The organism is Massilia terrae (assembly GCF_024753145.1).
Classification (GTDB): domain Bacteria; phylum Pseudomonadota; class Gammaproteobacteria; order Burkholderiales; family Burkholderiaceae_D; genus Telluria; species Telluria terrae.
Window position 1 is genome coordinate 395,568 of the sequence record NZ_JANUGU010000003.1, and the last position, 24,409, is coordinate 419,976.

Genomic DNA, 24,409 nt, shown 5'->3' on the forward strand with positions numbered 1-24,409 from the left:
CGGGCGGCCCCGGCCTGACCCGTGCAGTTCCGCCGAAGCTCCTGCACTCATCTCGTCTCTTCCGCCCCGCCCATCGCATCTATTCCTGTCTCATTCCTTCTATTTTTTCCGACGTCGGAAAATTCGACAAAAAGAGACAGGATGAGACCCAATGAATAGGCCGAAATAGACACATTGAGTGCAGCGACTCGGGCGGGTGGGCCGCCTCCGCGTGCGGCGTTGCGGGCTCACGACGGCCAGGCGCGGCGATGCCGCCAGGCTGGGCGAACCATCATTTTTTCTTATACCCCCATCGTTCATCGGTATTTCCAGCCCGGCGCGCGAAACTTCTACACTCGCGCCAGAACGCGGCTTTCCGCCGCGCGCCAGTCGCCCACCGCGACGCCTGCCCGCCCCGGCGCGCGCCCACCCGGCACGCTCCAGACGGGACCACACCAGATCACGAATTTTGGAGACCGCCATGCCCGATACCACGGCAGCGCTGCCCCGTGCGCAGCAAGCCGAGCCCACGCTCGCCGCCCCCAGCCTTGCCAACGTCAGCCTTGCCAACGTCAGCCTTGCCAACGTCAGCCTTGCCAACGTCAGCCTCGCAAACGTCAGCCTCGACGACAAATACACCGCCAGGTCCGGCAAAATTTTCCTCTCGGGTATCCAGGCGCTGGTCCGCCTGCCGATGATCCAGCGCGAGCGCGACGCCGCCGCCGGCCTGGACACGGCCGGCTTCATCTCCGGCTACCGCGGCTCCCCGCTCGGCGGCCTCGACGAAAACCTGTGGAAGGCCAAGGGCCACCTGGAAGCGAACCACATCCAGTTCGTCCCCGGCGTCAACGAAGACCTGGCCGCGACCGCCGTGTGGGGCACCCAGACCGTGGGCCTGATCGGCGAGACCAGGTACGACGGCGTGTTCGCCATGTGGTATGGCAAGGGCCCGGGCGTGGACCGCTGCGGCGACGTCTTCAAGCACATGAACCACGCCGGCACCGCCGCCACCGGCGGCGTGCTGCTGGTGGCCGGCGACGACCACGGCGCCTACTCCTCGACCCTGCCGCACCAGTCCGACCACATCTTTTCGGCCTGCATGATCCCGGTGCTCTACCCCTGCAATGTGCAGGAATACCTGGACCTCGGCGTGCACGGCTGGGCCATGTCGCGCTTCTCCGGCTGCGCGGTCGCATTCAAGGCGCTGGCCGACACGGTGGAATCGAGCGCCTCGGTGGACGCCGACCCGTTCCGCGTCGAAGTCAAGCTGCCGCAGGATTTCGCGATGCCCGAAGGCGGCCTGAATACGCAGCTGTCCTCCGTTCCGCTCGGCCTGCAGGCGCGCAACCAGGAAGCGCTGATGCAGGACTATAAGATCTACGCCGCGCTGGCCTACGCCCGCGAGAACAAGCTCAATCGCGTCACCATCGACAGCCCGAACGCCAAGCTGGGCATCATCGCTTCCGGCAAATCCTACCTCGACGTGCTCGAAGCGCTGGAGGACCTGGGCATCGACGAGGCGATGGCCGCGCAAGTCGGACTGCGCCTGTTCAAGGTCGCGATGATCTGGCCGCTGGAACCGGACGGCGTGCGCGAGTTCGCCCAGGGCCTGGACGAGATCCTGGTGGTGGAAGAGAAGCGCCAGCTGGTCGAATACCAGCTCAAGGAACAGCTGTACAACTGGCGCGACGACGTGCGTCCGCACGTGGTCGGCAAGTTCGACGACAAGGGCGAATGGGTGGCCCCGCGCGGCGAATGGCTGCTGCCGCCGAAGGCCGATTTCTCGGTGTCGCAGGTGGCGCGCGTGATCGCCAAGCGCCTGGCGCGCCTGGACCTCGACGAATCCACGCAAGCCCTGATCAAGGCGCGCCTGGCCTTCCTCGACGCCAAGGACGCCGTGCTGCAAAAGGCGATCGAGACGCCGTTCCGCCCCGCCTTCTACTGCTCCGGCTGCCCGCACAACACCTCGACCAAGGTGCCCGAAGGCTCGTTCGCGCTGGCCGGCATCGGCTGCCACGTGATGGCGACCTCGATCTACCCGGAGATGAACAAGCTCACCACCCACATGGGCGGCGAAGGCGCGCCGTGGATCGGCCAGGCCGCGTTCTCCAAGGTGCCGCACGTGTTCCAGAACCTGGGCGACGGCACCTACTTCCACTCCGGCTACCTCGCGGTCCGCGCCGCCGTCGCGGCCAAGGTCAATATCACGTACAAGATCCTGTACAACGACGCGGTCGCGATGACCGGCGGCCAGCCGGTCGACGGCACCACCTCGGTGCCGCACATCGCGCAGCAGATGGCGGCCGAAGGCGTCAAGCGCATCGCGCTGGTCACCGAAGACCTGTCGCGCTACGCCGACCGCTCGTTGCTGCCGGAGCTGGTCACGATCCACGACCGCAAGCACATCGACGACGTCCAGCGCGAGCTGCGCGAGATTCCCGGCACCACGGTCCTGATTTACGACCAGACCTGCGCCGCCGAGAAGCGCCGCCGCCGCAAGAAGAACCAGTTCCCGGATCCGGACAAGCGCATGGTGATCAACGAAGCCGTGTGCGAAGGCTGCGGCGACTGCGGCGTCCAGTCCAACTGCGTGTCGATCCTGCCGAAGGAAACGGAGTTCGGCCGCAAGCGCAGCATCGACCAGTCGGCTTGCAACAAGGACTACTCCTGCGTGAAGGGCTTCTGCCCGAGCTTCGTCACGGTCGAAGGCGGCACGCTCAAGAAGAGCAAAGCCGGCGCCGGCAAGGGCGACGACGGCTGGGACGAGCTGCCCGCGCCGGCGCTGCCTTCGGTGGACGCGCCGTACAACATCCTCATCAACGGCATCGGCGGCACCGGCGTGATCACGGTCGGCGCGCTGATGGGCATGGCCGCCCACCTCGAAGGCAAGGGCGCCTCGGTGCTCGACATGACCGGCATGAGCCAGAAGAACGGCTCGGTGACCTCGCACGTGAAGATCGCCGCCAGCCCGGACCGCTTGCGCGCGCAGCGCATCGCCACCGGCGAAGCGGACCTGGTGCTCGGCTGCGACATGCTGACCGCCGGCGCACACGATGCGATCTCGAAAATGCGCCCGGGCCGCACCAGCGCCATCGTCAACCTGCACGAGCAGCCGCCCGGCACCTTCGCCCAGCAGGCCGACTGGGAGTACCCGGCCGAACAGGTGCGCGCGCTGATCAACGAAGCCGTCGGCGCCACCGAGCATCGGTCCGCCGACTTCATCGACGCCACCAAGCTGGCCACCGCGCTGATGGGCGATTCGATCGCCGCCAACCTGTTCATGATGGGCTACGCCTGGCAGAAAGGCCTGATCCCGCTGTCGGAAGCGGCCCTGCTGCGCGCGATCGAGCTGAATGGCGTGGCGGTTGCCGCCAACAAGAAGAGCTTCCTGTGGGGCCGCCGCGCCGCGGTCGACTTCAAGCGCGTCGAGCGCGTGGTGGCGCCGGCCCAGGCCATCGTGGTGCAGATGCCGCAGTCACTGGACTCGGTGATCGCCAAGCGCGTCGAATTCCTGACCGGCTACCAGGACAGCGCATACGCCGGCGTCTACCAGCAGCTGGTGGCGCGCGTGCGCGAAGCGGAAAGCGCGCGCGGCCTGGGCAACAAGCTGTCCACCGCGGTCGCCAAGTACTACTTCAAGCTGATGGCCTACAAGGACGAATACGAAGTCGCGCGCCTGTACACCGACGGCCGCTTCGTCGAACAGCTCAAGACCCAGTTCGAAGGCGAGTTCACGCTCAAATTCAACATGGCGCCGCCGCTGTTCGCGAAGAAGGACGCCAAGGGCCGCATGATGAAAGCGGAATTCGGCTCATGGATGTGGAGCGCGATGAAGCTGCTGGCCAAGCTGAAAGGCCTGCGCGGCGGCGCCTTCGACGTCTTCGGCTACACCGCGGAGCGCAAGATGGAGCGCACGCTGATCGGCGAATACCGCGAGATGGTCGAGGGCCTGCTGGCGCAGCTGGATGCATCGAACCACGCCACCGCCGTGGAACTGGCCAGCCTGCCCGAACAGATCCGCGGCTTCGGGCATGTGAAGGAACACGCCGTCGCCGCCTTCCGCAGCAAAAAAGCCACGCTGCTTGAATCGCTCACCCACCAGCAAAAAGCAGCCTGATTAGTTAGCTTTTGAACCGTCGTCCCGGCGAAGGCCGGGACCCATGGACCGCTCGCCCGGCCGCAGAATGATCAACGCCGCAGGCGGAGCACGCCCAGCATGGGCCCCGGCCTCCGCCGGGGCGACGTAGGTTTTTGGCAACACTTAAGGCACCCACACCCCGCTGTTGACGTTTACGTTAACGTCATATAATAAGCAAACGAGACACCGCTTCCGCCAAAGGAACACCATGAACGACCTCACTCCCGCCACCAAGCTCGACCTGCCGGAACAGTTCAAGCTGGCCAACAAGGTGCGCTTCGTCACCGCCGCCTCGCTGTTCGACGGCCACGACGCCTCGATCAACATCATGCGCCGCATCCTGCAATCGAACGGCGCGGAAGTGATCCACCTCGGCCACAACCGCTCGGTCGACGAAGTCGTCACCGCCGCCCTCGCCGAAGACGCACAAGGCATCGCCGTCTCCAGCTACCAGGGCGGCCACGTCGAATACTTCAAGTACATGATCGACCTGCTGCGCCAGCGCGGCGGCGCCCACATCAAGGTGTTCGGCGGCGGCGGCGGCGTGATCGTGCCGTCCGAGATCGAGGAACTGCATGCCTACGGCGTCACCCGCATCTTTAGCCCGGAAGACGGCCAGCGCATGGGCCTGGTGGGCATGATCCGCTCGATGCTGCAAACCTGCGACGTCGACCTGTCCTCCTACGCGCCCGCCACGCTGGCGCCGCTGACCGAAGGCGAGGTCGCCAGCCACCACCGCCCGCTCGCGCAGCTCGTCACCGCACTCGAAAACGGCAAGGCCGACGCCGCGCTGGTCAAGCAGATCCACGATGCCGCCGAAGGGCTGCACGTGCCGACCCTCGGCATCACCGGCACCGGCGGCGCCGGCAAATCCTCGCTCACCGATGAACTGATCCGCCGCATCCGCCTCGACCAGGGCGACCGCCTCAACATCGCCGTGATCTCGATCGACCCGTCGCGCCGCAAATCGGGCGGCGCCCTGCTCGGCGACCGCATCCGCATGAACGCGATCAACCCGTGGAACGGCCAGGCGCGCGTGTTCATGCGCTCGCTCGCCACGCGCGAGGCCGGCTCCGAGATCTCGCAGGCGCTGCCCGACGTGATCGCAGCCTGCAAGGTGGCCGGCTTCGACCTCGTGATCGTCGAGACCTCCGGCATCGGCCAGGGCGATGCCGCCATCGTGCCGCACGTGGACCTGTCGATGTACGTGATGACCCCGGAATTCGGCGCCGCCTCGCAGCTCGAAAAAATCGACATGCTCGATTTCGCCGACGTCGTCGCCATCAACAAATTCGACCGCAAGGGCGCGCAGGACGCACTGCGCGACGTCGCCAAGCAGTACCAGCGCAACCGCGAACTGTTCAGCCAGAGCCCGGACCAGATGCCGGTCTATGGCACGCAAGCGTCGCGCTTCAACGACGACGGCGTGACCGCCCTGTACCACGGCCTGCTGCCCAAGCTGGCATCGCTCGGACTGAAGGTCGAAGCGTCGAAACTGCCTGTGCCGGCGCAGAAGCAATCCAGCGCCAAGAACGTGATCGTGCCCCCAAGCCGCTCGCGCTACCTGGCCGAAATCGCCGACACGCTGCGCGGCTACCACAAGCACGTCGGCAAGCAGGTCAAGCTCGCGCGCGAGCGCCAGCAGCTTACGGAAGCCAAGCGCATGCTGGCCGCCGCCAACAAGGGCGCCGACTTCGACGACCTGATCGCCCTCCGCGACAACGCGATGGAAGGCGGCGCTAAAAAGCTGCTGGCGATGTGGCCCGACATGCAGGCCGCCTACTCGGGCGACGAATACGTGGTCAAGATCCGCGACAAGGAGATCCGCACCAAGCTGGTTCAGAAGACCCTGTCCGGCAACCCGATCCGCAAGGTCGCGCTGCCGCGCTACGAAGACCACGGCGAAGTGCTGCGCTTCCTGATGCTGGAAAACGTCCCCGGCTCCTTCCCCTTCACCGCCGGCGTGTTCGCCTTCAAGCGCGAGGGCGAAGACCCGACCCGCATGTTCGCCGGCGAGGGCGACGCCTTCCGCACCAACCGCCGCTTCAAGCTGGTCTCGCAAGGCATGGACGCCAAGCGCCTGTCGACCGCCTTCGACTCGGTCACGCTGTACGGCGCCGACCCGGCGCTGCGTCCCGACATCTACGGCAAGGTCGGCAACTCGGGCGTGTCGATCGCCACGCTGGACGACATGAAGGTGCTGTACGACGGCTTCGACCTGTGCAGCCCGAACACCTCGGTCTCGATGACCATCAACGGCCCGGCGCCGGCGATCCTGGCGATGTTCATGAACACCGCGATCGACCAGCAGGTCGACAAATTCGTGGCCGACAACGGCCGCCAGCCGACCGACGACGAAGCGGCCAAGATCCGCGCCTGGGTGCTGGCCAATGTGCGCGGCACCGTGCAGGCCGACATCCTCAAGGAAGACCAGGGCCAGAACACCTGCATCTTCTCGACCGAGTTCTCGCTCAAGGTGATGGGCGACATCCAGGAATACTTCGTGCACCACCAGGTGCGCAACTTCTACTCGGTGTCGATCTCGGGCTACCACATCGCCGAAGCCGGCGCGAACCCGATTTCGCAGCTCGCGTTCACGCTGTCGAACGGCTTCACGTTTGTTGAAGCCTACCTCGCGCGCGGCATGCACATCGACGACTTCGCGCCGAACCTGTCGTTCTTCTTCTCGAACGGGATGGACCCGGAGTACACGGTGCTGGGCCGCGTGGCGCGCCGCATCTGGGCGGTGGCGATGCGCGACAAGTACGGCGCCAACGACCGCTCGCAGAAGCTCAAGTACCACATCCAGACCTCGGGCCGCTCGCTGCACGCGCAGGAGATCGACTTCAACGACATCCGCACCACGCTGCAGGCGCTGATCGCGATCTACGACAACTGCAACTCGCTGCATACCAACGCCTACGACGAGGCGATCACCACGCCGACCGACGAATCGGTGCGGCGCGCGCTGGCGATCCAGCTGATCATCAACCGCGAGTGGGGCCTGGCCAAGAACGAGAACCCGAACCAGGGCTCGTTCATCATGGAAGAACTCACGGACCTCGTGGAAGAAGCGGTGCTGCAGGAGTTCGAGCGCATCGCCGAGCGCGGCGGCGTGCTGGGCGCGATGGAGACCGGCTACCAGCGCGGCAAGATCCAGGAAGAGTCGATGCTGTACGAGCACAAGAAGCACGACGGCTCGCTGCCGATCATCGGCGTGAACACCTTCCGCAACCCGAATGGTGCGGCAGTGCCGGCGACCATCGAGCTGGCCCGCTCGACCGACGACGAGAAGCAGTCGCAGCTCACGCGCCTGGAAGCCTTCCACCAGCGCCACGCGGCCGAAGCACCGGCCGCGCTGGCCGCCCTGCAGCAAGCCGCGATCGACAACGCCAACGTGTTCGAGAAGCTGATGGACGCGGTGCGCGTGTGCTCGCTCGGCCAGGTCACCACCGCGCTGTTCGAGGTGGGCGGGCAGTACCGGCGCAATATGTAACACCGCGCATTTGTGCCCAAAAAGCCGAAGTTCGCTTCGGCTTTTTTATTGTCGACACGCTCCGATGCGCTTAACGGAAAAAAATTCCCACCTCCTCGTTGTGCGTGATTGAACAATTGGTCCCTACTTGCTGTTTTTACCCGGCGACACCCGCAGTAACATGGGGTCAGGTCGTCCAAAGAATCAAAATTTCGGTACGAAAACTCTTGCGGCGGGAAGTTTAAGTTGTTGGGCCGGAATTTTGATTCATTGGACGACCTGACCCCGACTTTGCAGATAGAGGATCAGGCGGGCGGTGCGCCGCTCAGCCCCGCCTCGTCATCGATGTAATCCGTCACAAAGCGGCGCACGCTAGCCGCGAGACGGCCCAGCAAGATGAAGCTGCCAAGCGGCAGGGCCATCAGCGCTGCAGTCAACATCAGCACCTGTCCGACCGGTGCGTGCAACCACTGGACGCAGAACATCGCGTAGCCCGCACCAATGACAATCGTCAGCAGGCCGCCCATCCACGCGATCACCCGCATCAGGATGCTCAGGAGGATGAGGATGCACTCGCCGATTGTGCCGCGGTCTCTCACGCAAAGCACACGGCGGCAATCGGCGGCAGGTTCAGCGACACCGTATGCCAGCTGTCGCCGCCATTCTCGGACAGCCACAGGCCACCCGTGGTCGATCCCATCAGCAGGGTGCGGCCGTCGTCGGCCACCGCCAGGCCGTGGCGGTACACCAGGTCGTAGCAGCGCTCCTGCGGCAGCCCGGCGCGCTGCACCTTGAAGGTCTTGCCGCCGTCGGTGGTGCGGTTCACCGCCAGCGCCGCGCCCACCGGCACGCGCTGCTGGTCGGCCACGGCCGGCACGAACCAGGCCGTGTCGCCATCCTCCGGGTGCACCGCCACCGCGAACCCGAAGCGCGACAGCGGCGCTTCGCGGATCTCGTCCCACTTGCGCCCGCCGTTGGTCGAACGCCACATGCCGTTGTGATGCTGGCACCAGAGCGCGTCCGGGGTGCCGCGCGAGCGCACCACGCGGTGCGGATCCTGGATCGCCTCGTTCTCGCTCATCTCCGGCGGCATGTAGTCGGCGCGCATGCCGGTCGAGCTCACGGTCCAGCTTTCGCCGCCGTCCTCGGTGCGCCACGCTCCGCCGCTCGACACCGCGACCAGCACTTTGTTGCTGTCGCGCGGGTCGACGCTGATGCTGTGGATGCCCGGGTCGGGGTAGCCGCCGCCCATCCACTCGGCGCGCTGCGGCACGTCCCACAGCGCGCGCACCAACTCCCACGAATCGCCACGGTCGCGCGAGCGGAACAGGCCGCCCGGCAGGGTGCCGGCCCACAGATGGCCCGGCTGGTCCTTGCCGCCCGGCTCCAGCGACCAGATCAGCTTGTTGGTCCACTCGATCTTGTCGCTACTGTCCGCCGGCTTGGGGGGATAGCTCGGCGCCGCCAGTTCGGTCCAGACCTCGCTGCCGGGATCGCGCCGGTGCAGCTTGACGCCGAAGTGGCCGAGGTTGAGCGCCGCGTACAGGCTGCCGTCGCGCTTGTCGGGCAGCGATATCGACACCGGTTCGCCAAGAAAGTGGACGGGGCCGAATTTCCACTGGCCGTCCTCGCGGTGCAGTTCGAACAGGCCCTTGCGGGTGGACACGTACGCGCGATCGCTCATGTTTAGCCTCCGGAAAGTGCCTGCAGCACGTAGACCTTGCTATCGGGTTGGAGTGGATCGTCCAGGCGCCTGCGATCCGCGCAGTGCCGGCCGTCGATGAATACCGCCACGTTTTCGCGCAGGTGGCCCTGGTCGTCCAGCACGTAGCCGCGCAAGCGCGGATTGGCGGAGAACGCGCTCTCCAGCGCAGCGCGCAGCTGGACGGCGCCAGTCTCGACCTGTGGCAAGGTCGTGAAACGCGCCAGCTGCTGGGTGAAAAACACGTGCGCCATCGGACACCTGTGGAATATGGATGCGCCGATTCTAGTAGTGTTGTTGGTGTTTAGCTATCGGAAAATTGCACCTGCCACGAACGCGCGCCGCAGGCCTAGAATGGAAGCGTGTCCACCAGCGGAGCCGCGCATGACGATCCAACCGGAACAACTGGCCGCATTGATGCAAGAAGTCGAACAGGAAGACCCGATCGACTTTGCCGATTTGCCTTTCGCCGAAGACGAAATGCGCCTGCTGGTGGCCAACCACCTGTGTGAGATGGCGGAAGCGATGGAGAGTTTCAGCACCGAGGACAGGCTGACCACGCTGCTGGCTGTGTCGGCCAAGCTGGTGCTGGAGAACCTGGTGCTGCACGTGCAGCTGCTGCGGCGGCATGGGCTGCCGGTGGGGGAGAATGTGGAGGCATTGCTCAACAAGCTGCGCGGGCGAGAGCCTGATTAGTCCTTAAACCATGGTCGTCCCGGCGGAGGCCGGGACGACGGTTTCTGGGCTAGTGCACCGACTGCATCCCCGGATGCAGCACCACTTTCACGCACTGGTCCTGCTTGTGCTTGAAGATCTCGTACCCGTGCGGCGCGTCGTCCAGCGCCATGTGGTGGGTGATGATGCAGGCCGGGTCCAGCTCGCCCTTCTGGATGCGTTCCAGCAGCGGCTGCATGTAGCGGTGCACGTGGGTCTGGCCGGTGCGGATGGTCAGCGAGCGGTTCATCACCGAGCCGATCGGGATCTTGTCCGCGAACCCGCCGTACACGCCCGGCACCGACACCACCCCGCCATTGCGGCAAGCCAGCATCGCCTCGCGCAGCGCGGTCGGCCGCTCGGTCTCCATGCGCATCGCCTGCTTGATGCGGTCATACGCATAGGCGATGCCGGTGCCGTGAGCCTCCATGCCGACCGCGTCGATGCAGGCATCCGGCCCGCGCCCGCCCGTCATCTGCTTGAGCGCATCGATGATGTCCACCTCCTCGTAGTTGAGCACCTCGGCCTTCGACAGATCGCGCGCCATCGCCAGCCGCTCGGGGAAGCGGTCGATCGCGATCACCCGCTCCGCCCCCAGCAGGAAAGCACTCTGGATCGCGAACTGGCCCACCGGCCCGCAGCCCCACACCGCCACCACGTCGCCCGGCTTGATGTCGCAGGCCTCGGCCGCCATGTAGCCGGTCGGCAGGATATCGGACAGGAACAGCACCTTGTCGTCCGACAGTCCTTCCGGCACCACCAGCGGCCCCACGTCCGCGTAGGGCACGCGCGCATACTCGGCCTGGCCGCCCGCATAGCCGCCGGTCAGGTGCGAATAGCCGAAGATGCCGGCGGTGGAATGGCCCCACATTTTCTCGGCCATCTCCGCATTCGGGTTGGAGTTCTCGCACACCGAGAACATCTTCTGTTCGCAGGCGAAACAGTGGCCGCAGGCGATCGGGAACGGCACCACGATGCGGTCGCCCACCTTGAGCCGCTTCACGCCGGCGCCGCACTCCACCACTTCGCCCATGAATTCGTGGCCGAGGATGTCGCCCGCTTCCATGCTCGGCACGTAGCCGTCGTACAGGTGCAGGTCGGAACCGCAGATCGCGGTCGAGGTGATCTTCACGATCACGTCGGTCTGGTTGAGAATGGTCGGATCGGGCACCCGCTCGATCCGTACGTCGTTCACGCCATGCCAGCAGTTTGCTTTCATTCCTTGCCCTCCATTACTGTTCAAACACGCGGTTGAACCATCTCGACTTGAGCGAGCGCTTGCCGTGCGGCTGGCCGCGCGTGGTGGGAATCTCCCCGCATTCGATGAGCTGCTTGAAGCGCCGCAGGTCGCTGCGGATCTGCTGCGACGGCTCCCCGCCGAACAGCATCGCCACCGCGGCGCCGGCCGCGCCGCCGGGCGGCTGGTATTCCATCTCCACCTGCATCAGCGTGCCCTGCCCGCCCGGCGCCGGCGCGAAACGCACGGTGCCGCTGTTGTACACATCCGCGTTGTCGCTCGAACGCCAGGCCAGCAAGCGGCCCGGCTGGTCGGCGGTGACCTCGGCATCCCATTCGATACGGCTGCCGGCCGGCCCCGTGGCGCACCAGTGCGAGCGCATGTCGTCGATCACCTCGATCGACTCGATATGCCGCATGAACTGCGGGAAGCGGCCGAAATCGCGCCAGAAGCCATAGCATTCCTCGGGCGATCGGTTGACCGTGATGGCCTTGAGCACGCGGCGCTTGCCGCCGCTGCCGGGCAGGGTTTCCGACGACGGCGAGCGGCGCGGCCAGGCGCCGGCGCGCACGTCCAGCGCGGTGATGCCGGTGGCGATGGCGGCGGTGGCGGCCAGGCGGCTGCGTTCACTGCGCGGCGAGAACATGGCGGCGCCCAGCACCGCCACATCCATCGTGTCGCCGGCCACCCGCGCCCATTTCCACACCGGCGACTTCGGCTGGGTCAGCAGGCCGATGCCGCAGGCCAGCTCGCGCAGGCCGATCACGCGGTACAGCTTGTCCAGCCGCGGCAGGCCGGTGGCGCGCGCGAAGGCCTTGGGGGCCAACAGCTGGCTGGCGCCGAGCGCGATGCTGATCCAGCCCAGCGCCGTGCCCAGCGTCGCTTCGCGCGCGGCATGTTGGCGCCCGCCCTGCCACACCACGTCGGCATAGGCATGGGGCAGGCGGGAACGCTCGTCGTAAGTCAGTGCCCGGTTGGGATCGTAGGGGACGCGCGGGCCGCGCCGGGCCTGCGGCTGGTCTTGCCTGTTTTCCATATTGTCTCCCGAAAAAAACAGCGGCCGGGACGGCCGAAACCGCAAATTCTTCACGAATTTAGACAGGCACGTCGCGCGAAATCCGCCCAGAAATTTTCATTGTTTCCTGCCGTTTTCATTTGTGCGCCGTGTAAACAGTTTCTTTCGTACGATTGTCTAAAAGGAAAGTTAGCCAAAGGTAAGCCAACCGCGCAACGCCCTACCCCACACAAAGGAAACAGCCATGCCGCAGCATTTGTCCAAGAGAAAAGTCAGCAGCGCCGTGATGTGCGCGCTCGTCGCACTCGGGGTCAGCCTGAGTGGATGTAATGGCAACAAACCGACCACCGAACTATTAAAAGAAGCGCAACAATATGAGCAGAAAGGCGACCAGAAGGCCGCGCTGATCCAGCTGAAAAACGCCGTGGCGCAAAGCCCGGCCGACGGCGAGGCGCGGCTGCGGCTGGGCACGCTGGCGCTCGAGATGGGCGACCTCCCCTCGGCCGACAAGGAGCTGCGCAAGGCCGCCAGCCTCGGCGTGCCGGCCCAGCGCACCCTGCCGCTGCTGGCGAAGGCGATGCTGGAACAGGGCCAGAACAAGGAACTGCTGGAGCAGCTCACGCCCGAGCTGGCCAAGGGCAGCGCCCCCCTGCTGGCGCGCCGCGGCGACGCCCTGCTGGCCAGCGGCGAGGTCGCCGCCGCCAAGGATGCCTACCAGCAGGCCCTGGCCGCCGACCCGCATTCCGGCGACGCGCTGGCCGGACTGGCGCGCCACGCCATGGTCACCCAGGACCGCATGGCCGCCGAGACCTACGCGGCCGAAGCCGTTGCCCAGGATCCGAACAATGCCGACGCCTGGATGTTCCAGAGCATCATCCTGCGCGCCGCCAACAAGCAGGACGACGCGCTGGCGGCACTCGACAAAGTGCTCGCGCTCAAGCCGCACCACCGCAGCGCCCACGTCGAGAAAGCCAATATCGAAATCGCGCGCGGCCAGTACCCTGCGGCGCAGTCCGAGCTCGACCTGGCCCGCACGACCACGCCCGGCAATATGCTGGTGACCTACGCCCAGGGCCTGCTCGACTTCAGCCAGGGCAAGTACAAGAGCGCGCTGGAATCGGCGCAGAAAGTGCTCAAGAGCGCGCCCAACCACCTGCCGACCATGCTGCTGGCCGGCGCCATCGAATTCAATCTCGGCGCCAACGAGGAAGCCCAGCAGCACCTGCGCAAGGTGCTCGAAGCCAACCCGAACAACCTGTACGCGCGCAAGCTGCTGGCCCAGGCCCAGCTCAAGCGCGCCGCGCCGCAGGATGCCGCCGCGACCCTGGCTCCGGCCCTGCAGCAGCCGACCCGCGACGCCCAGCTGCTCGCGCTGGCCGGCGAGTCCTATCTCGCCGCGCGTGACTACGACAAGGCCAGCGGCTACTTCGAGCAGGCCGCCGCGATCGCGCCCAAGGAAGCGGCGGTTCACACCTCGCTGGGTCTGGCGCGCCTGCACCAGGGCGAGCGCGCCAAGGGCCTGAGCGAACTGCAGCTGGCCACCGAGCTCGACCCCAAATCGGCCCGCGCCGGCTTCGCGCTGGTGCAGGCCCAGCTCGCGGACAGGCAATACGACAAGGCGCTGGCCGCGGTCGACGCGCTCGCCAAACAGCAGCCCGACAACGCCGAGGTCTACAACCTGAAGGGCGGCGTGTGCTCGGCCAAGGGCGACCTCGACTGCGCCCGCGCCGCCTTCGAGAAAGCGCTGGCGCTGCAGCCGAGCTATTTCGCGCCAGTCGCCAACCTGGCCGAACTCGACATGCACGCGAAGAAGCCCGACGCCGCGCGCGCCCGCTTCTCCGCCTTGCTCGACAAGCAGCCGAAAAATTTCGGCGCGATGGCCGCGCTGGCCGACCTGGCCGCGCTGCAGGGCAAGCAGGACGACGCCACCGGCTGGCTGGAAAAGGCCGCCGCCGCCAACCCGGACTCCATCGTCGCCACGCTGCGCCTGGGCAAGCAATACCTGCGCACCAAGCAGGCGCAGAAGGCGCTGACCCTGGCCAGGAAAGCCCAGACCGCCAACCCGGAGAATCCGGAGCTGCTCGACCTGCTGGGCCAGGCCCAGGTCGCCACCAGCGACGCGGCGGGCGCGCTGGAAACCTACAGCAAGCTGGTCAACGTGGTGCCGAAGTCGGCCCTGGCCCAGCTGCGCCTGGCCGGCGTGCACACCCTGCTGCACAAACCCGACGAAGCCTCGTCCGACCTGCGCCGCGCGGTCGAGCTGGCGCCGGACCAGCCGGAAGCGCGCATGGCCCAGGTCGAGCTGGCGATGAGCGCCGGCCAGCCCGACGCCGCGCTCGGCTATGCCCGCGAAACCCAGAAACGCCCGCGCCTGCAGACGCTGGGCTATTCGCTGGAAGGCGACATCCAGATGGCGCGCAAGAAGCCGGGCCTGGCCCAGGCCGCCTACCAGAAGGCGTACGCGGTGACGCCGGCGCCGCAGCTGCTGGTGAAGGCCGCCAACGCCATGAAGCTGAACGGCAAGCAGGCCGAGGCCGACAAGGCGCTGGCGCAATGGCGCAAGTCCTATCCGGATGAGCCGGTGGTGGCCATGTACCTGGTCGACGGCCGCCTCGCCGCGCGCGACTACAAGGGGGCGATCGCGCTGCTGCAGACCGTGCTGAAGAGCCAGCCGGACAATGCCATCGCGCTCAACAACCTGGCCTGGGCCTACCAGCAGGAACAGGATCCGCGCGCGCTCGCCACCGCCGAGCAGGCCCTGAAGCTGACCGGCGACAATCCGTCGGTGATGGACACCCTGGGCTGGCTGCTGGTCGAGCAGGGCAACACCCAGCGCGGCCTGCCCCTGCTGCAGAAAGCGGTGGCGCTGGCGCCGCAGGCGGGCGATATCCGCTACCACCTCGCGGTCGGCCTGTCGAAATCCGGCGACCGGGCGGGAGCGAAGAAAGAACTCGACAAGCTGCTGGCGGAAAACGCCCAGTTCCCGCAACTGGACGCGGCGCGCTCGCTGCGCAGCACGCTGTGATGGCTTGAGGAGCGCCGGCCGCGCGCGGCGCGTGCGCGGAGCCGGCAAAGATTGCCAATGGAAAACAGCGATAAATCCCGCAGGCAGGCTGCGACAGACGAGGCCGTATCGCGCGCTGCCGACCTGGATGATCGGGCTAACATACCGCCCTCTGCATTAGAGGACGTAATTGTGACCCAGGATTCCTTCGGTATCCGTCTGACCGATACTGCGGAAGGCCGGAGTTCAGCCAGCTTACTCATCAACAAGATGTACGCCTGGCGCGGCTACGCCGGCACGCACCAGGTGGTCGATGACCCCAACCGCATCACGCTCACCGCCACCGACCATGGCAGGGTGGTGGGCACGCTCACGATCGGCCTCGACGCGCCGGTGGGCCTGGCCGCGGACCAGGTCTTCAAGGAAGAACTGGACGCCATGCGGGACCAGGGCGGGCGCCTGTGCGAGTTCACCAAGCTCGCCTTCGATCCTTCGGTGAAGTCGAAGGCTTCGCTGGCCAACCTGTTCCACCTGGCCGTGATCTACGCGCGCGACATCCACCACCGCACCGACATCGTGATCGAGGTGAACCCGCGCCACCGCCGCTTCTACCAGCAGATGCTGGGCTTCGAGCAGCTGGGCGACGTGAAGACCAGCCCGCGCGTGAACGCGCCGGCCTACCTGCTGCGGGTCGGCCTCGAGTTCGTCACCGAGCAGATCAAGCAGTACGGCGGCACCTTCACCGAACAGGGCGCAGGCCGCTCCTTCTACCCCTGGTTCTTTTCGCCGCGCGAGGAACAGGGCATCATCAACCGCCTGTTGCGCATCGACGAGCAGCACCTGGCATGACCGCCTTCGACTACCAGCAGGCCTTCGCGCGCAATATCGGCTGGGTCACGCCGAGCGAGCAGCAGGCGCTGCGCGGCAAGCGGGTGGCGATCGCCGGCATGGGCGGGGTCGGCGGCAACCACCTGCTGACGCTGGCGCGGCTGGGCGTGGCGCACTTTCGCATCGCCGACTTCGACTACTTCGACCTCGCCAATTTCAACCGCCAGGTGGGCGCGATGATGTCCACCGTCGGCCAGTCCAAGGCCGAGGTGATGGCACGCATGGCGCGCGACATCAACCCGCAGATCGAGGTCGAGATCTTCGGCGAAGGCGTCGACGAATCCAATCTGCGCGCCTTCCTGTCCGGCTGCGACCTGTACGTCGACTCGCTCGACTTCTTCGCCTTCGACATCCGCCAGCGCACCTTCGCGCTGTGCGCCGAGATGGGCGTGCCGGCCACCACCGCCGCGCCGCTCGGCATGGGCGCGGCGGTGCTGACCTTCATGCCGGGCGGGATGACCTTCGAGGAGTACTTCCAGTGGGGCCGCCACGACGAGGTCGAAAAAGCGATCCGCTTCGTGGTCGGCCTCGCGCCGGCCGGCCTGCACCGGCCCTACCTGGTGGTGCCGGAAGCGGTCAACTTCGGCGAGCGCCGCGGCCCATCGACCTTCATGGCCTGCCAGCTGTGCGCCGGCATGGCCGCCACCGAAGCGCTCAAGATCCTGCTCCGGCGCGGCAAGGTGCTGGCGGCGCCGTGGGGCATGCAGTTCGACGCCTACCGCGGCAAGCTGGCGCGCACCTGGCGGCCGGGCGGCAACGGCAATCCGCTGCACCGGCTGATGATCGCCATCGGCCGCCGCCAGTTCGCGCGGAACGCACAGCGATGATGCCCTCCGGCGCGCTGCGCGAGATCCTCGAGCTGGCGCGCTGGGCGCCGAGCGGCGACAACACGCAGGTGTGGCGCTTCGAGGTGCTGGGCGCGGACCGCGTGCTGGTGCACGCCTGGGACACGCGCGCCGACACCGTCTACGACCTCGATGGCCATCCGAGCCAGATTTCGATGGGTGCGCTGCTCGAGACGATGGCGATCGCGGCCAGCGCACAAGGCCTGCGCACCGACGTGCAGCGCCGCCTCGACAGCCCGCAGGAGCGGCCGGTGTTCGACGTGCGGCTGCTGCCCGATCCGGCGCTCGTCCCCAGCCCGCTGGTCGATGCGATCACGCGCCGCACCGTGCAACGCCGGCCGATGAGCGCCAAGCCGCTCAGCACCGCGCAGAAGCAGTCGCTGGAAGCGGCGGTGGGGCCAGGCTACGCGATCGCCTGGCTCGAAAGCTTCGGCGAGCGCATGCGCGCGGCGCGGCTGATGTTCAACAATGCGCGGCTGCGCCTGACGATGCCGGAGGCTTTCGAAGTCCACCGCCGCATCATCCACTGGGGCGTGGAGCGCAGCCCTGACCGCGTCCCGGACCAGGCGCTCGGCGTCGACGCCGCCACCTTGCGGCTGATGAAATGGGCGATGCACAGCTGGCGCCGCATGTCCGGTGTGAACCGCGCGCTCGGCACCTGGGCGCCGCGCATGCAGATGGACTTCATCCCGGGCGTGGCCTGCGCCGCCCACTTCGTGCTCAAGGCGCGCCGTGCGCCGCAAGGCATCGACGACTGGGTCGAGGCCGGCCGCGCGGTGCAGCGGCTGTGGCTGACGCTGACGCACCTTGGGCTGTTCATGCAGCCCGAGATGACGCCGCTGATCTTCACCAAGTACGTGCGCGAGCGCCGCGCGTTCACGCAGGCCGCGCAGCTGCACGGACTGGCCGAGCAGCTCGAACGCGAGTCATCGGCGCTGGTATTCACCGACGCGCTGACCCCGGTCTACATGGGCCGCATCGGCACCGGCCCCGCCCCGCGCGCCCGCTCCGAGCGTCTGCCGCTCGAGCAGTTGCTGGTCCACTGACGGCTAAATAAATTGTTACCGTCGTTCCCGGCACTGCCGGAAACGACTTCCCGCGAACGCGGGAACGACGGTCTGTATGTGCATAGGCAGCGCAAAAAAAAAGAGCGGGCAAGCCCGCTCCGAACGATCATGGCTGATCGAGATTACGCTTTTTTAGCGCGTTTGCGGGTCACCACGCCGGCCCCCAGCATCGCGATGCCGAACAGCGCCAGCGAGCCCGGCTCCGGCACCTCGGCCAGCTTGAACTGGCCATCGGTGTTCAGGAACAGGGTGGTGCGAATCTGGTTGTCCGGGCCCGGGTTGTACGCGGTGCCGTTGCAGCCCGAGCCGGTGTAGCCGGCGAACTGGCACATGATTTCCGACACCTGCAGCGAGGTCGGCGACTGCAGCGGGTTGGCGTTGGTGAATGCGAAGGACAGCACCGACTGGGTCGACAGGTCAACGCCGGTCTTGTCGAAGAAGTAGCCCGGCACCAGGTCGCCGGCCTGGGCCATCGCGTTGACGGTCACCTGGCCGTTGGCGACCGGGTTGCCGAAGGCGTCCACTTGGCCGCCGCCGCCCGGGGTCACATGGAAGGTGGCGATCAGGTTGCCCAGGTTGGCGCCGTAGATGCCGGCCGAGGTGGCGTACTGGTTGTTGACCGGGTTCTGATAGATCGAGATCGTACCGCCGCCGAAGGTGAAGCCGCCGCCCAGGGTGCCGGTGCCGTTGGCGACGAAGGTCGCGGTGATGTTACCGCCTGCGAAATTCAGCGGGAACAGCTGGCCGTTGGCGTCCGCCTGCGGAATGTTGAAGACCGAGTGCTCGACGAAGGAGAAGGCGCCGCTGCCGCCGGTCGGGCTCAGTTGGATGAACGAGTTGCCTGCCACGTTCAGGTTCTCATGGATGGTCTGGCCGCTTGCGAAGCCGCCGCCGATCGGATTGAACACCCAGTCGTTCATCACCACTTCGGCCTGCGCGGAGCCTGCAAACGCCATCGCAACAGCCGCAGCGGTAACCAGTTTGTTCAGCATTTTCATGATTTGTCGTCCTCGATGTAGTTAATAAGTTCTCGCCAACACACACCCAGCATTTAGCAATCGGTGTGCCAGCTCATGCGATGGCTTTCAAATCAAGGACTTGTCGCTGCCCGTCCAGCCGGTGCTATCCCAACTGTAAAATTTCCCGACGCTACGTCGGGCCGCCTTTGCGAAGCCAGAATGTAAAACCGGCTGGCAGGATGCCAGCCGTCGGGGTGCTTCGAGCCGCCGCGCGATGGGGCCGCGCGGCCTGGCCAATCAGAAGTAGCTTTCAGGGATCACCAGCACATCGCCGGGCCGCATCGTCACGTTGGCGCTGACATCGCCCTCGCGCATCAGGTCATCCACGCGCACCGCCAGCCGCTGCTGTTTGCCGTTGTCGCGGCGGATGATCATCGCGCGGTTGCCGGCCGCGAACTCGGTGGTGCCGCCGACCGCGATCAGCACGTCCATCAGCGACATGTCGCGCTTGTAGGGCAGCGCCTGCGGCTTGGCGGCCTGGCCGATCACCCGCACCTGCTCATCGTAATTGCCGACGAAACTGGTGACCACCACCGTCACCACGGGCTCCTGGATGTACTTGGACAGCGCCTTCTCGATGTCGCGCGCGAGCTGGCTGGAGGTTTTGCCGGCGGCCTGCAGGTCTTCCACCAGCGGCGTGGTGATCTTGCCGTCCGGCCGCACCGGCACCGCCATCGACACTTCCGGATTGCGCCACACGACGATGTTGACCGAGTCGCCCGGCCCGATCAGGTAGTCCGGATTGGCAGAGACCGCCTGGTTCTCGGCGGCCGGGAACTGGGGCGTCGCGCAGCCGCCCAGCAGCAGCGCGCAAGTGGCGGCGGCGACGGTGGCCGTACGGGCCAGCAGGGTCTGGTAGTTCATTGTCTTTTCTCCAAGCAGGCGGCGTACTTGCCGCGTAAAAAGTTGCCATTTGTCCATCTGTTTCCCAACTATAGTGCTTTTGGAAAAGTTGCCGCGCACGGCTGGAAACTTTGACACCCGCGCGCCAGTTCTCCAGTAAGCACGGGGCGCGTTCGAAGCCAGCTCAACCGTGCTCCGGCCAAATTCTTTTCTCACTACAATCCAAATAGTTTAATTATTTGCAACAATTCAAAACGGAATTTTGCTGAGCGAACATCTGTTTGCTTGCTAAAACAAAAGTTTTTGCTGTTGCTAATGATGAGCTTGGTGCGTTAGCGCACGGAACTTTGCTTGTAGAAACGACACCTTATCTATTCACGATAGGAAAGCTTTCACCGCGGCATTCGAACCGCCGAAAAGCACCACCCGCCCGCCCCCGGGCCACTTTTTGACGAGACTGACATGGCAGAAATCACGGCCGCAATCCACAACTTCCTCAAAGCGATCGGCAAATACCGCTGGCACGCGGTGATGATCACCTGGGCCGTCGCGCTGATCGGCTGGGCCATCGTACTGAAGGTCCCGAACCAGTACGAGACCACGGCCCGCGTGTACGTCGACACCCAGACCATCCTCAAGCCGCTGCTGTCGGGGATGACCAGCCTGCCCAACCTGGACCAGCAGGTGATGTTCATGCGCCGCACCCTGATCAGCCGCCCGAACATCGAGCGCCTGATGCGCATGGTCGACCTCGACGTCAAGGCCGCCGACCCCAAGGAACACGAGAAGCTGGTCAATGAGCTGATGGACAAGATCAAGGTCGCCGGCACCGAGCGCGACGACATCTACACCATCAGCTACACCGCGCCGAATCCGAAGCTGGGACGCGACGTGGTGCAGTCGCTGCTGACCATCTTTGTCGAGGGCAGCTTCGGCGGCAAGAAGCAGGACTCCGAAAAGGCGGTCCAGTTCATCGACGACCAGATCAAGACCTACGAAGTGAAGCTGGCCACGGCCGAAAACGCGCTCAAGGAATTCAAGATCAAGAACGTCGGCCTGCTGCCCAAGGAAGGCGCCGACTATGGCGTCAAGCTGGCCGACGCCACCGATGCGCTGAGCCAGGCCAAGCTGGAACTGGCCGAGGCCGAGCAGGCGCGCGACGTGATCCAGCGCCAGATCGCCGGCGACGGCAAGCCCGGCGAAAAGGTCGATCCGGCGCTGGCCGACCATGAACTCGACGACCGCATCGCCGTCGTCACCAAAAACCTCGACACGCTGCGCCTGCAGTACACCGAGCAGCACCCGGACATCGTCGCCAACAAGCACCTGCTGGAGCAGCTGCAGGCCCGCAAGAAGGACGAAGCCGCGCATCCGAAGCGCAGCATCGACCCCGGCGCCGGCTACAGCCCGATGCTGCAGCAGCTGAACGTGAGCCTGTCCAACGCCGAAGCGCGCGTGGCCTCGCTGCGCGCCCGCGTCGCCGAATACAGCGGTCGCGTGGCGCGCCTGCGCGCCCAGAGCACCGAGATGCCGGAAGTCGAAGCCCAGCTGGCGCAGCTGAACCGCGACTACCAGGTCAACCGCGACAACTACCAGAAGCTGGTCGAGCGCCGCCAGTCGGCCCGCCTGTCCGGCGACCTGTCGTCGGCCACCGACATGCTGACCTTCCGCGTGATCGACCCGCCGACCGCGCCGCTCAAGCCGAGCGGTCCGAATCGCCTGGCCCTGTTCTCGATGGTGTTCGCGGGCGCGCTGGCCGCCGGCCTGGCCGTCGCCTTCCTCATGAGCCAGGTGCGGCCGACCTTCCTGAGCCAGTCGGCGCTGCGCGAAGTGACCGGCGTGCCGGTCCTCGGCAGCATCGGCATGAACTGGACCGTGCCGCAGCTGCGCCGCCGCAAGCGCCGCCTGGCCGCGCTGGGCGCCTGCGTGCTGGTGCTGTTCGGTACCTACGGCGCGGGCATGGCCGCCATCCTGGCGCACCCCACGCTGTAACGCAAACGCATCCGAGGAGTCATCGTGAGCCTTATCGAAAAAGCGGCCAGCCGCATCGACCTGCAGCGCGCTGCAGCCCAACCCCTGCCCGCCACCGCCGCCCCCGAGTACAGCGAAGTGGCGGTCCCCGGCACCGCAACGAGCGGCCTGCCGCCGGCGCCGCCGGCCCTGCCGCTGCCCGCGCTGGAGATCCCGGCCGCCGCGCCGGCGCCACTGGCCGCGCCGGTGCCCAGGACCGTGGAACTGGACCTGGAGCGCATGCGCGCCAGCGGCCTGGTCACCGCCGCCGCCGGCCGCACCCAGTTGCTGGAAGACTTCCGCATCATCAAGCGCCCGCTGCTGCAGCGCGCGTTCGCCGGACGCGCGCCCGGCGAGCGCCCGGCCAACCTGATCATGGTCACCAGCTCGGTGCCGGGCGAAGGCAAGACCTGGTGCTCGATCAACCTGGCGATGAGCATCGCGATGGAGCTCGACCACACCGTGCTGCTGGTCGAAGCCGACGTCGCCCGCCCTTCGGTGCTGCGCACCCTCGGCCTGCCCAACCAGCGCGGCCTGATGGACGTGCTGGTCGACGCGCGCCTGGACGTGGCCGACGTCATGCTGCGCACGAACGTCGACACGCTGTCGATCCTCCCGGCCGGCACCGCGACCCCGCGCGCCACCGAACTCCTGGCCAGTTCGGCGATGAGCTCCCTGCTGGCCGAGATCGCGACCCGCTACCCGGACCGCGTGGTGATCTTCGATTCGCCACCGCTGCTGCCGACCAGCGAGGCGCGCGTGCTGGCCACCCACATGGGCCAGATCGCGCTGGTGGTGGAAGCCGAGAAGACCACCCAGCACGCGGTGCTGGAAGCGCTGTCCCAGCTGGAAGGCTGCAGCAACGTCAACCTCGTCTACAACAAGACCAGGGACATTCCGGGGATCGATGCATTGTATGGCTATCACCACGGCTAAGCTGCCGCGCCTGGCCCCGCTCGCACTGGCGCTGCTGTCGATCGCGCCGGCGGCGCACGCCGGCTGGCGCTTCACGCCGACCATAGGGATGACCGAGACCGTGACCGACAACGTCAACCTGCAGCCGGACGACCAGCGCCGCACGGCGTGGGTCACCGAGGCGGTGCCGGGCTTCCAGCTGGCCGGCAGCGGCACGCGCTACACGCTGCAGGCGATGGCGCAGGAACACCTGTTCGGCTATTCCGGCAGCCGCCTGCCGGGCACCCGCGACAGCCAGTTCGTGTACGGCGCCAACGGCCAGGCACGCGTGGTCGACGACTGGTTCTATGTCGACGCCAGCGCCGGCGGCGGCCCGCGCACGGCTTCCGCGTTCGGGCCGCAGGCCGAGGGCAACCTGTGGGCCACCGGGAACCTGGTCAATGTGCGCAGCTGGCGCATCAGCCCCTACCTGCGCCACCGCTTCGGCAGCACCGCCACGGTGGAAGTGCGCTACGCCCGCGATTCGCTCGAACAAAGCGGCAACCAGGTCGGCACCGGCGAAGGCCGCTCGTGGACCGCCAACGTGGCCAGCGGGCCCTCGTTCTACACGCTCGGCTGGAGCCTCGACTACAACCGCCAGGACCTGGACAACAAGCTGTTCGGCGAATCCTCGGCCAAGAACGTGCAGGGCACGCTGCGCTGGCGCCTGGCGCGCACCTTTGCGCTGACCGCCGGCACCGGCTACGACAGCTACGACTACCAGTCGCTGGGCGGGCGCACCTCGGGCCACAGCTGGTCGGCCGGCTTCATCTGTACGCCGTCCGTGCGCACCGACATCCGCATCTCGGCCGGGCACCGCTTCTACGGCCCGACCGGCGCGCTCGACGCCAGCCACCGGATGCGCCACAGCGTCTGGACCGCGCACTACAGCGACACCATCACCAACAGCCGCCAGCAGATGTTCCTGCCGGCTTCGTACGACACCAGCGCCATGCTGGACAAGATGTTCACGGCCTCGATCCCCGACCCGGTGCAGCGCGCCGCGACCGTGCAGGCGTATATGGTGGCCACCGGCCTGCCGCCCACGCTCACCGACAGCATCAACTACCTGAGCAACCGCTGGCTGCGCGAGAAGAACGCCCAGCTCGGCCTGGCCCTGAACGGCGCCCACGGCACCCTGATGCTGTCGCTGTTCGACGACAAGCGCACCGCCCTGTCGGCCATCCGGACCGACAGCGACCTGCTGGGCAGCGCCATCGCCGCGCTCAACGACAACGTGCACCAGCGCGGCTTCTCGTCGGCCTACAACTACCGCGCCTCGGCGCGCACCAACGCGCTCCTGATCGCCAACATCAGCCGCGTCACCTCGATCACCACCGGCATCACCCAGGACGTGAGCCAGCTGCGCTTTCGCGTGACGCGCGACCTGAGCCGCCGCTCGCAGGCCGCGATCGAGGTGCGCCGCGCGCACGGCGGCTCCAGCAACCTGAATACGCAGACCTACACCGAGAACGCGGTGTCGGCCACCCTCTCCATGCGGTTTTAAGCGAAGCGAGAA

General features: G+C 66.6%; 17 protein-coding genes. 10 read left to right on the forward strand and 7 right to left on the reverse strand.

All coding sequences use genetic code 11. The features are described from left to right. Positions 1–460: 460 nt before the first annotated feature. Positions 461–4,096, forward strand: coding sequence for an indolepyruvate ferredoxin oxidoreductase family protein (locus NX778_RS12635; RefSeq protein ID WP_258812094.1), 3,636 nt, complete (start codon positions 461–463; stop codon positions 4,094–4,096). 229 nt (positions 4,097–4,325) lie between these two features. Further along, entirely contained in the window at positions 4,326–7,613 is a 3,288-nt protein-coding gene (icmF, locus tag NX778_RS12640) for a fused isobutyryl-CoA mutase/GTPase IcmF (protein ID WP_258812095.1), read from the forward strand. Between the two features lie 284 nt (positions 7,614–7,897). Here the strand turns inward: icmF and NX778_RS12645 are convergent, their stop codons facing one another. Genes NX778_RS12645 through NX778_RS12655 form a run of 3 tightly spaced genes read right to left on the reverse strand, consistent with a single transcriptional unit; the run spans position 7,898 to position 9,548 of the window. Then, the gene (locus tag NX778_RS12645; protein WP_258812096.1) at positions 7,898–8,137 is read right to left on the reverse strand and encodes a hypothetical protein; all 240 of its coding nucleotides are present in this window, start codon (positions 8,135–8,137) and stop codon (positions 7,898–7,900) included. A gap of 50 nt (positions 8,138–8,187) precedes the next feature. Next, a complete protein-coding gene (locus NX778_RS12650; RefSeq protein ID WP_258812097.1) occupies positions 8,188–9,276 on the reverse strand; it encodes a WD40/YVTN/BNR-like repeat-containing protein in 1,089 nt (362 codons plus the stop codon). 2 nt (positions 9,277–9,278) lie between these two features. Continuing rightward, complete coding sequence (locus tag NX778_RS12655) at positions 9,279–9,548, reverse strand: MoaD/ThiS family protein (RefSeq protein ID WP_258812098.1); 270 nt, start codon at positions 9,546–9,548, stop codon at positions 9,279–9,281. A gap of 130 nt (positions 9,549–9,678) precedes the next feature. Between NX778_RS12655 and NX778_RS12660 the strand changes: the two genes are divergently transcribed. Then, on the forward strand, positions 9,679–9,990 hold the full coding sequence (locus tag NX778_RS12660) for a hypothetical protein (protein ID WP_258812099.1): 312 nt from the start codon (positions 9,679–9,681) through the stop codon (positions 9,988–9,990). Between the two features lie 49 nt (positions 9,991–10,039). On the opposite strand, the gene NX778_RS12665 is transcribed toward NX778_RS12660, so the two are convergent. Continuing rightward, positions 10,040–11,227 carry a zinc-dependent alcohol dehydrogenase gene (locus tag NX778_RS12665; RefSeq protein WP_258812100.1) on the reverse strand — a complete coding sequence of 396 codons (1,188 nt, stop codon included), beginning with the start codon at positions 11,225–11,227 and terminating at the stop codon, positions 10,040–10,042. 13 nt (positions 11,228–11,240) lie between these two features. After that, positions 11,241–12,281 carry an SRPBCC family protein gene (locus NX778_RS12670; protein ID WP_258812101.1) on the reverse strand — a complete coding sequence of 347 codons (1,041 nt, stop codon included), beginning with the start codon at positions 12,279–12,281 and terminating at the stop codon, positions 11,241–11,243. A 223-nt stretch (positions 12,282–12,504) separates the two neighbouring features. On the opposite strand from NX778_RS12670, the gene prsT reads away from it, so the two are divergent. The 4 genes from prsT to NX778_RS12690 all read left to right on the forward strand — a co-directional run bounded on the left by prsT (position 12,505) and on the right by NX778_RS12690 (position 18,043). Beyond that, on the forward strand, positions 12,505–15,285 hold the full coding sequence (gene prsT / locus NX778_RS12675; protein WP_258812102.1) for an XrtA/PEP-CTERM system TPR-repeat protein PrsT: 2,781 nt from the start codon (positions 12,505–12,507) through the stop codon (positions 15,283–15,285). A 171-nt stretch (positions 15,286–15,456) separates the two neighbouring features. Continuing rightward, positions 15,457–16,113, forward strand: coding sequence for an N-acyl amino acid synthase FeeM domain-containing protein (locus tag NX778_RS12680; RefSeq protein ID WP_258812103.1), 657 nt, complete (start codon positions 15,457–15,459; stop codon positions 16,111–16,113). Then, positions 16,110–16,979 carry a ThiF family adenylyltransferase gene (locus NX778_RS12685; protein ID WP_258812104.1) on the forward strand — a complete coding sequence of 290 codons (870 nt, stop codon included), beginning with the start codon at positions 16,110–16,112 and terminating at the stop codon, positions 16,977–16,979. The genes NX778_RS12680 and NX778_RS12685 overlap by 4 nt, the downstream gene beginning before the upstream one ends. Continuing rightward, positions 16,976–18,043, forward strand: a complete 1,068-nt coding sequence (locus NX778_RS12690) for a nitroreductase family protein (protein ID WP_258812105.1) — start codon at positions 16,976–16,978, stop codon at positions 18,041–18,043. Before NX778_RS12685 ends, NX778_RS12690 begins: the two co-directional genes overlap by 4 nt. A 143-nt stretch (positions 18,044–18,186) precedes the next feature. Here NX778_RS12690 and pepA read toward each other — a convergent pair whose 3' ends face one another. Both pepA and NX778_RS12700 read right to left on the reverse strand, forming a co-directional pair. Beyond that, complete coding sequence (gene pepA / locus NX778_RS12695; RefSeq protein ID WP_258812106.1) at positions 18,187–19,062, reverse strand: flocculation-associated PEP-CTERM protein PepA; 876 nt, start codon at positions 19,060–19,062, stop codon at positions 18,187–18,189. Positions 19,063–19,320: 258 nt separating this feature from the next. Further along, entirely contained in the window at positions 19,321–19,947 is a 627-nt protein-coding gene (locus NX778_RS12700) for an XrtA/PEP-CTERM system exopolysaccharide export protein (protein ID WP_258812107.1), read from the reverse strand. 441 nt (positions 19,948–20,388) lie between these two features. Here NX778_RS12700 and NX778_RS12705 point away from each other — a divergent pair, with 441 nt between their 5' ends. Genes NX778_RS12705 through NX778_RS12715 form a run of 3 tightly spaced genes read left to right on the forward strand, consistent with a single transcriptional unit; the run spans position 20,389 to position 24,397 of the window. Beyond that, entirely contained in the window at positions 20,389–21,918 is a 1,530-nt protein-coding gene (locus tag NX778_RS12705; RefSeq protein ID WP_258812108.1) for an XrtA system polysaccharide chain length determinant, read from the forward strand. A gap of 21 nt (positions 21,919–21,939) precedes the next feature. Then, positions 21,940–22,872 carry an XrtA-associated tyrosine autokinase gene (locus NX778_RS12710; protein ID WP_370661335.1) on the forward strand — a complete coding sequence of 311 codons (933 nt, stop codon included), beginning with the start codon at positions 21,940–21,942 and terminating at the stop codon, positions 22,870–22,872. Beyond that, the gene (locus tag NX778_RS12715; protein ID WP_258812110.1) at positions 22,853–24,397 is read left to right on the forward strand and encodes a TIGR03016 family PEP-CTERM system-associated outer membrane protein; all 1,545 of its coding nucleotides are present in this window, start codon (positions 22,853–22,855) and stop codon (positions 24,395–24,397) included. Before NX778_RS12710 ends, NX778_RS12715 begins: the two co-directional genes overlap by 20 nt. The last annotated feature ends 12 nt before the right edge of the window (positions 24,398–24,409 follow it).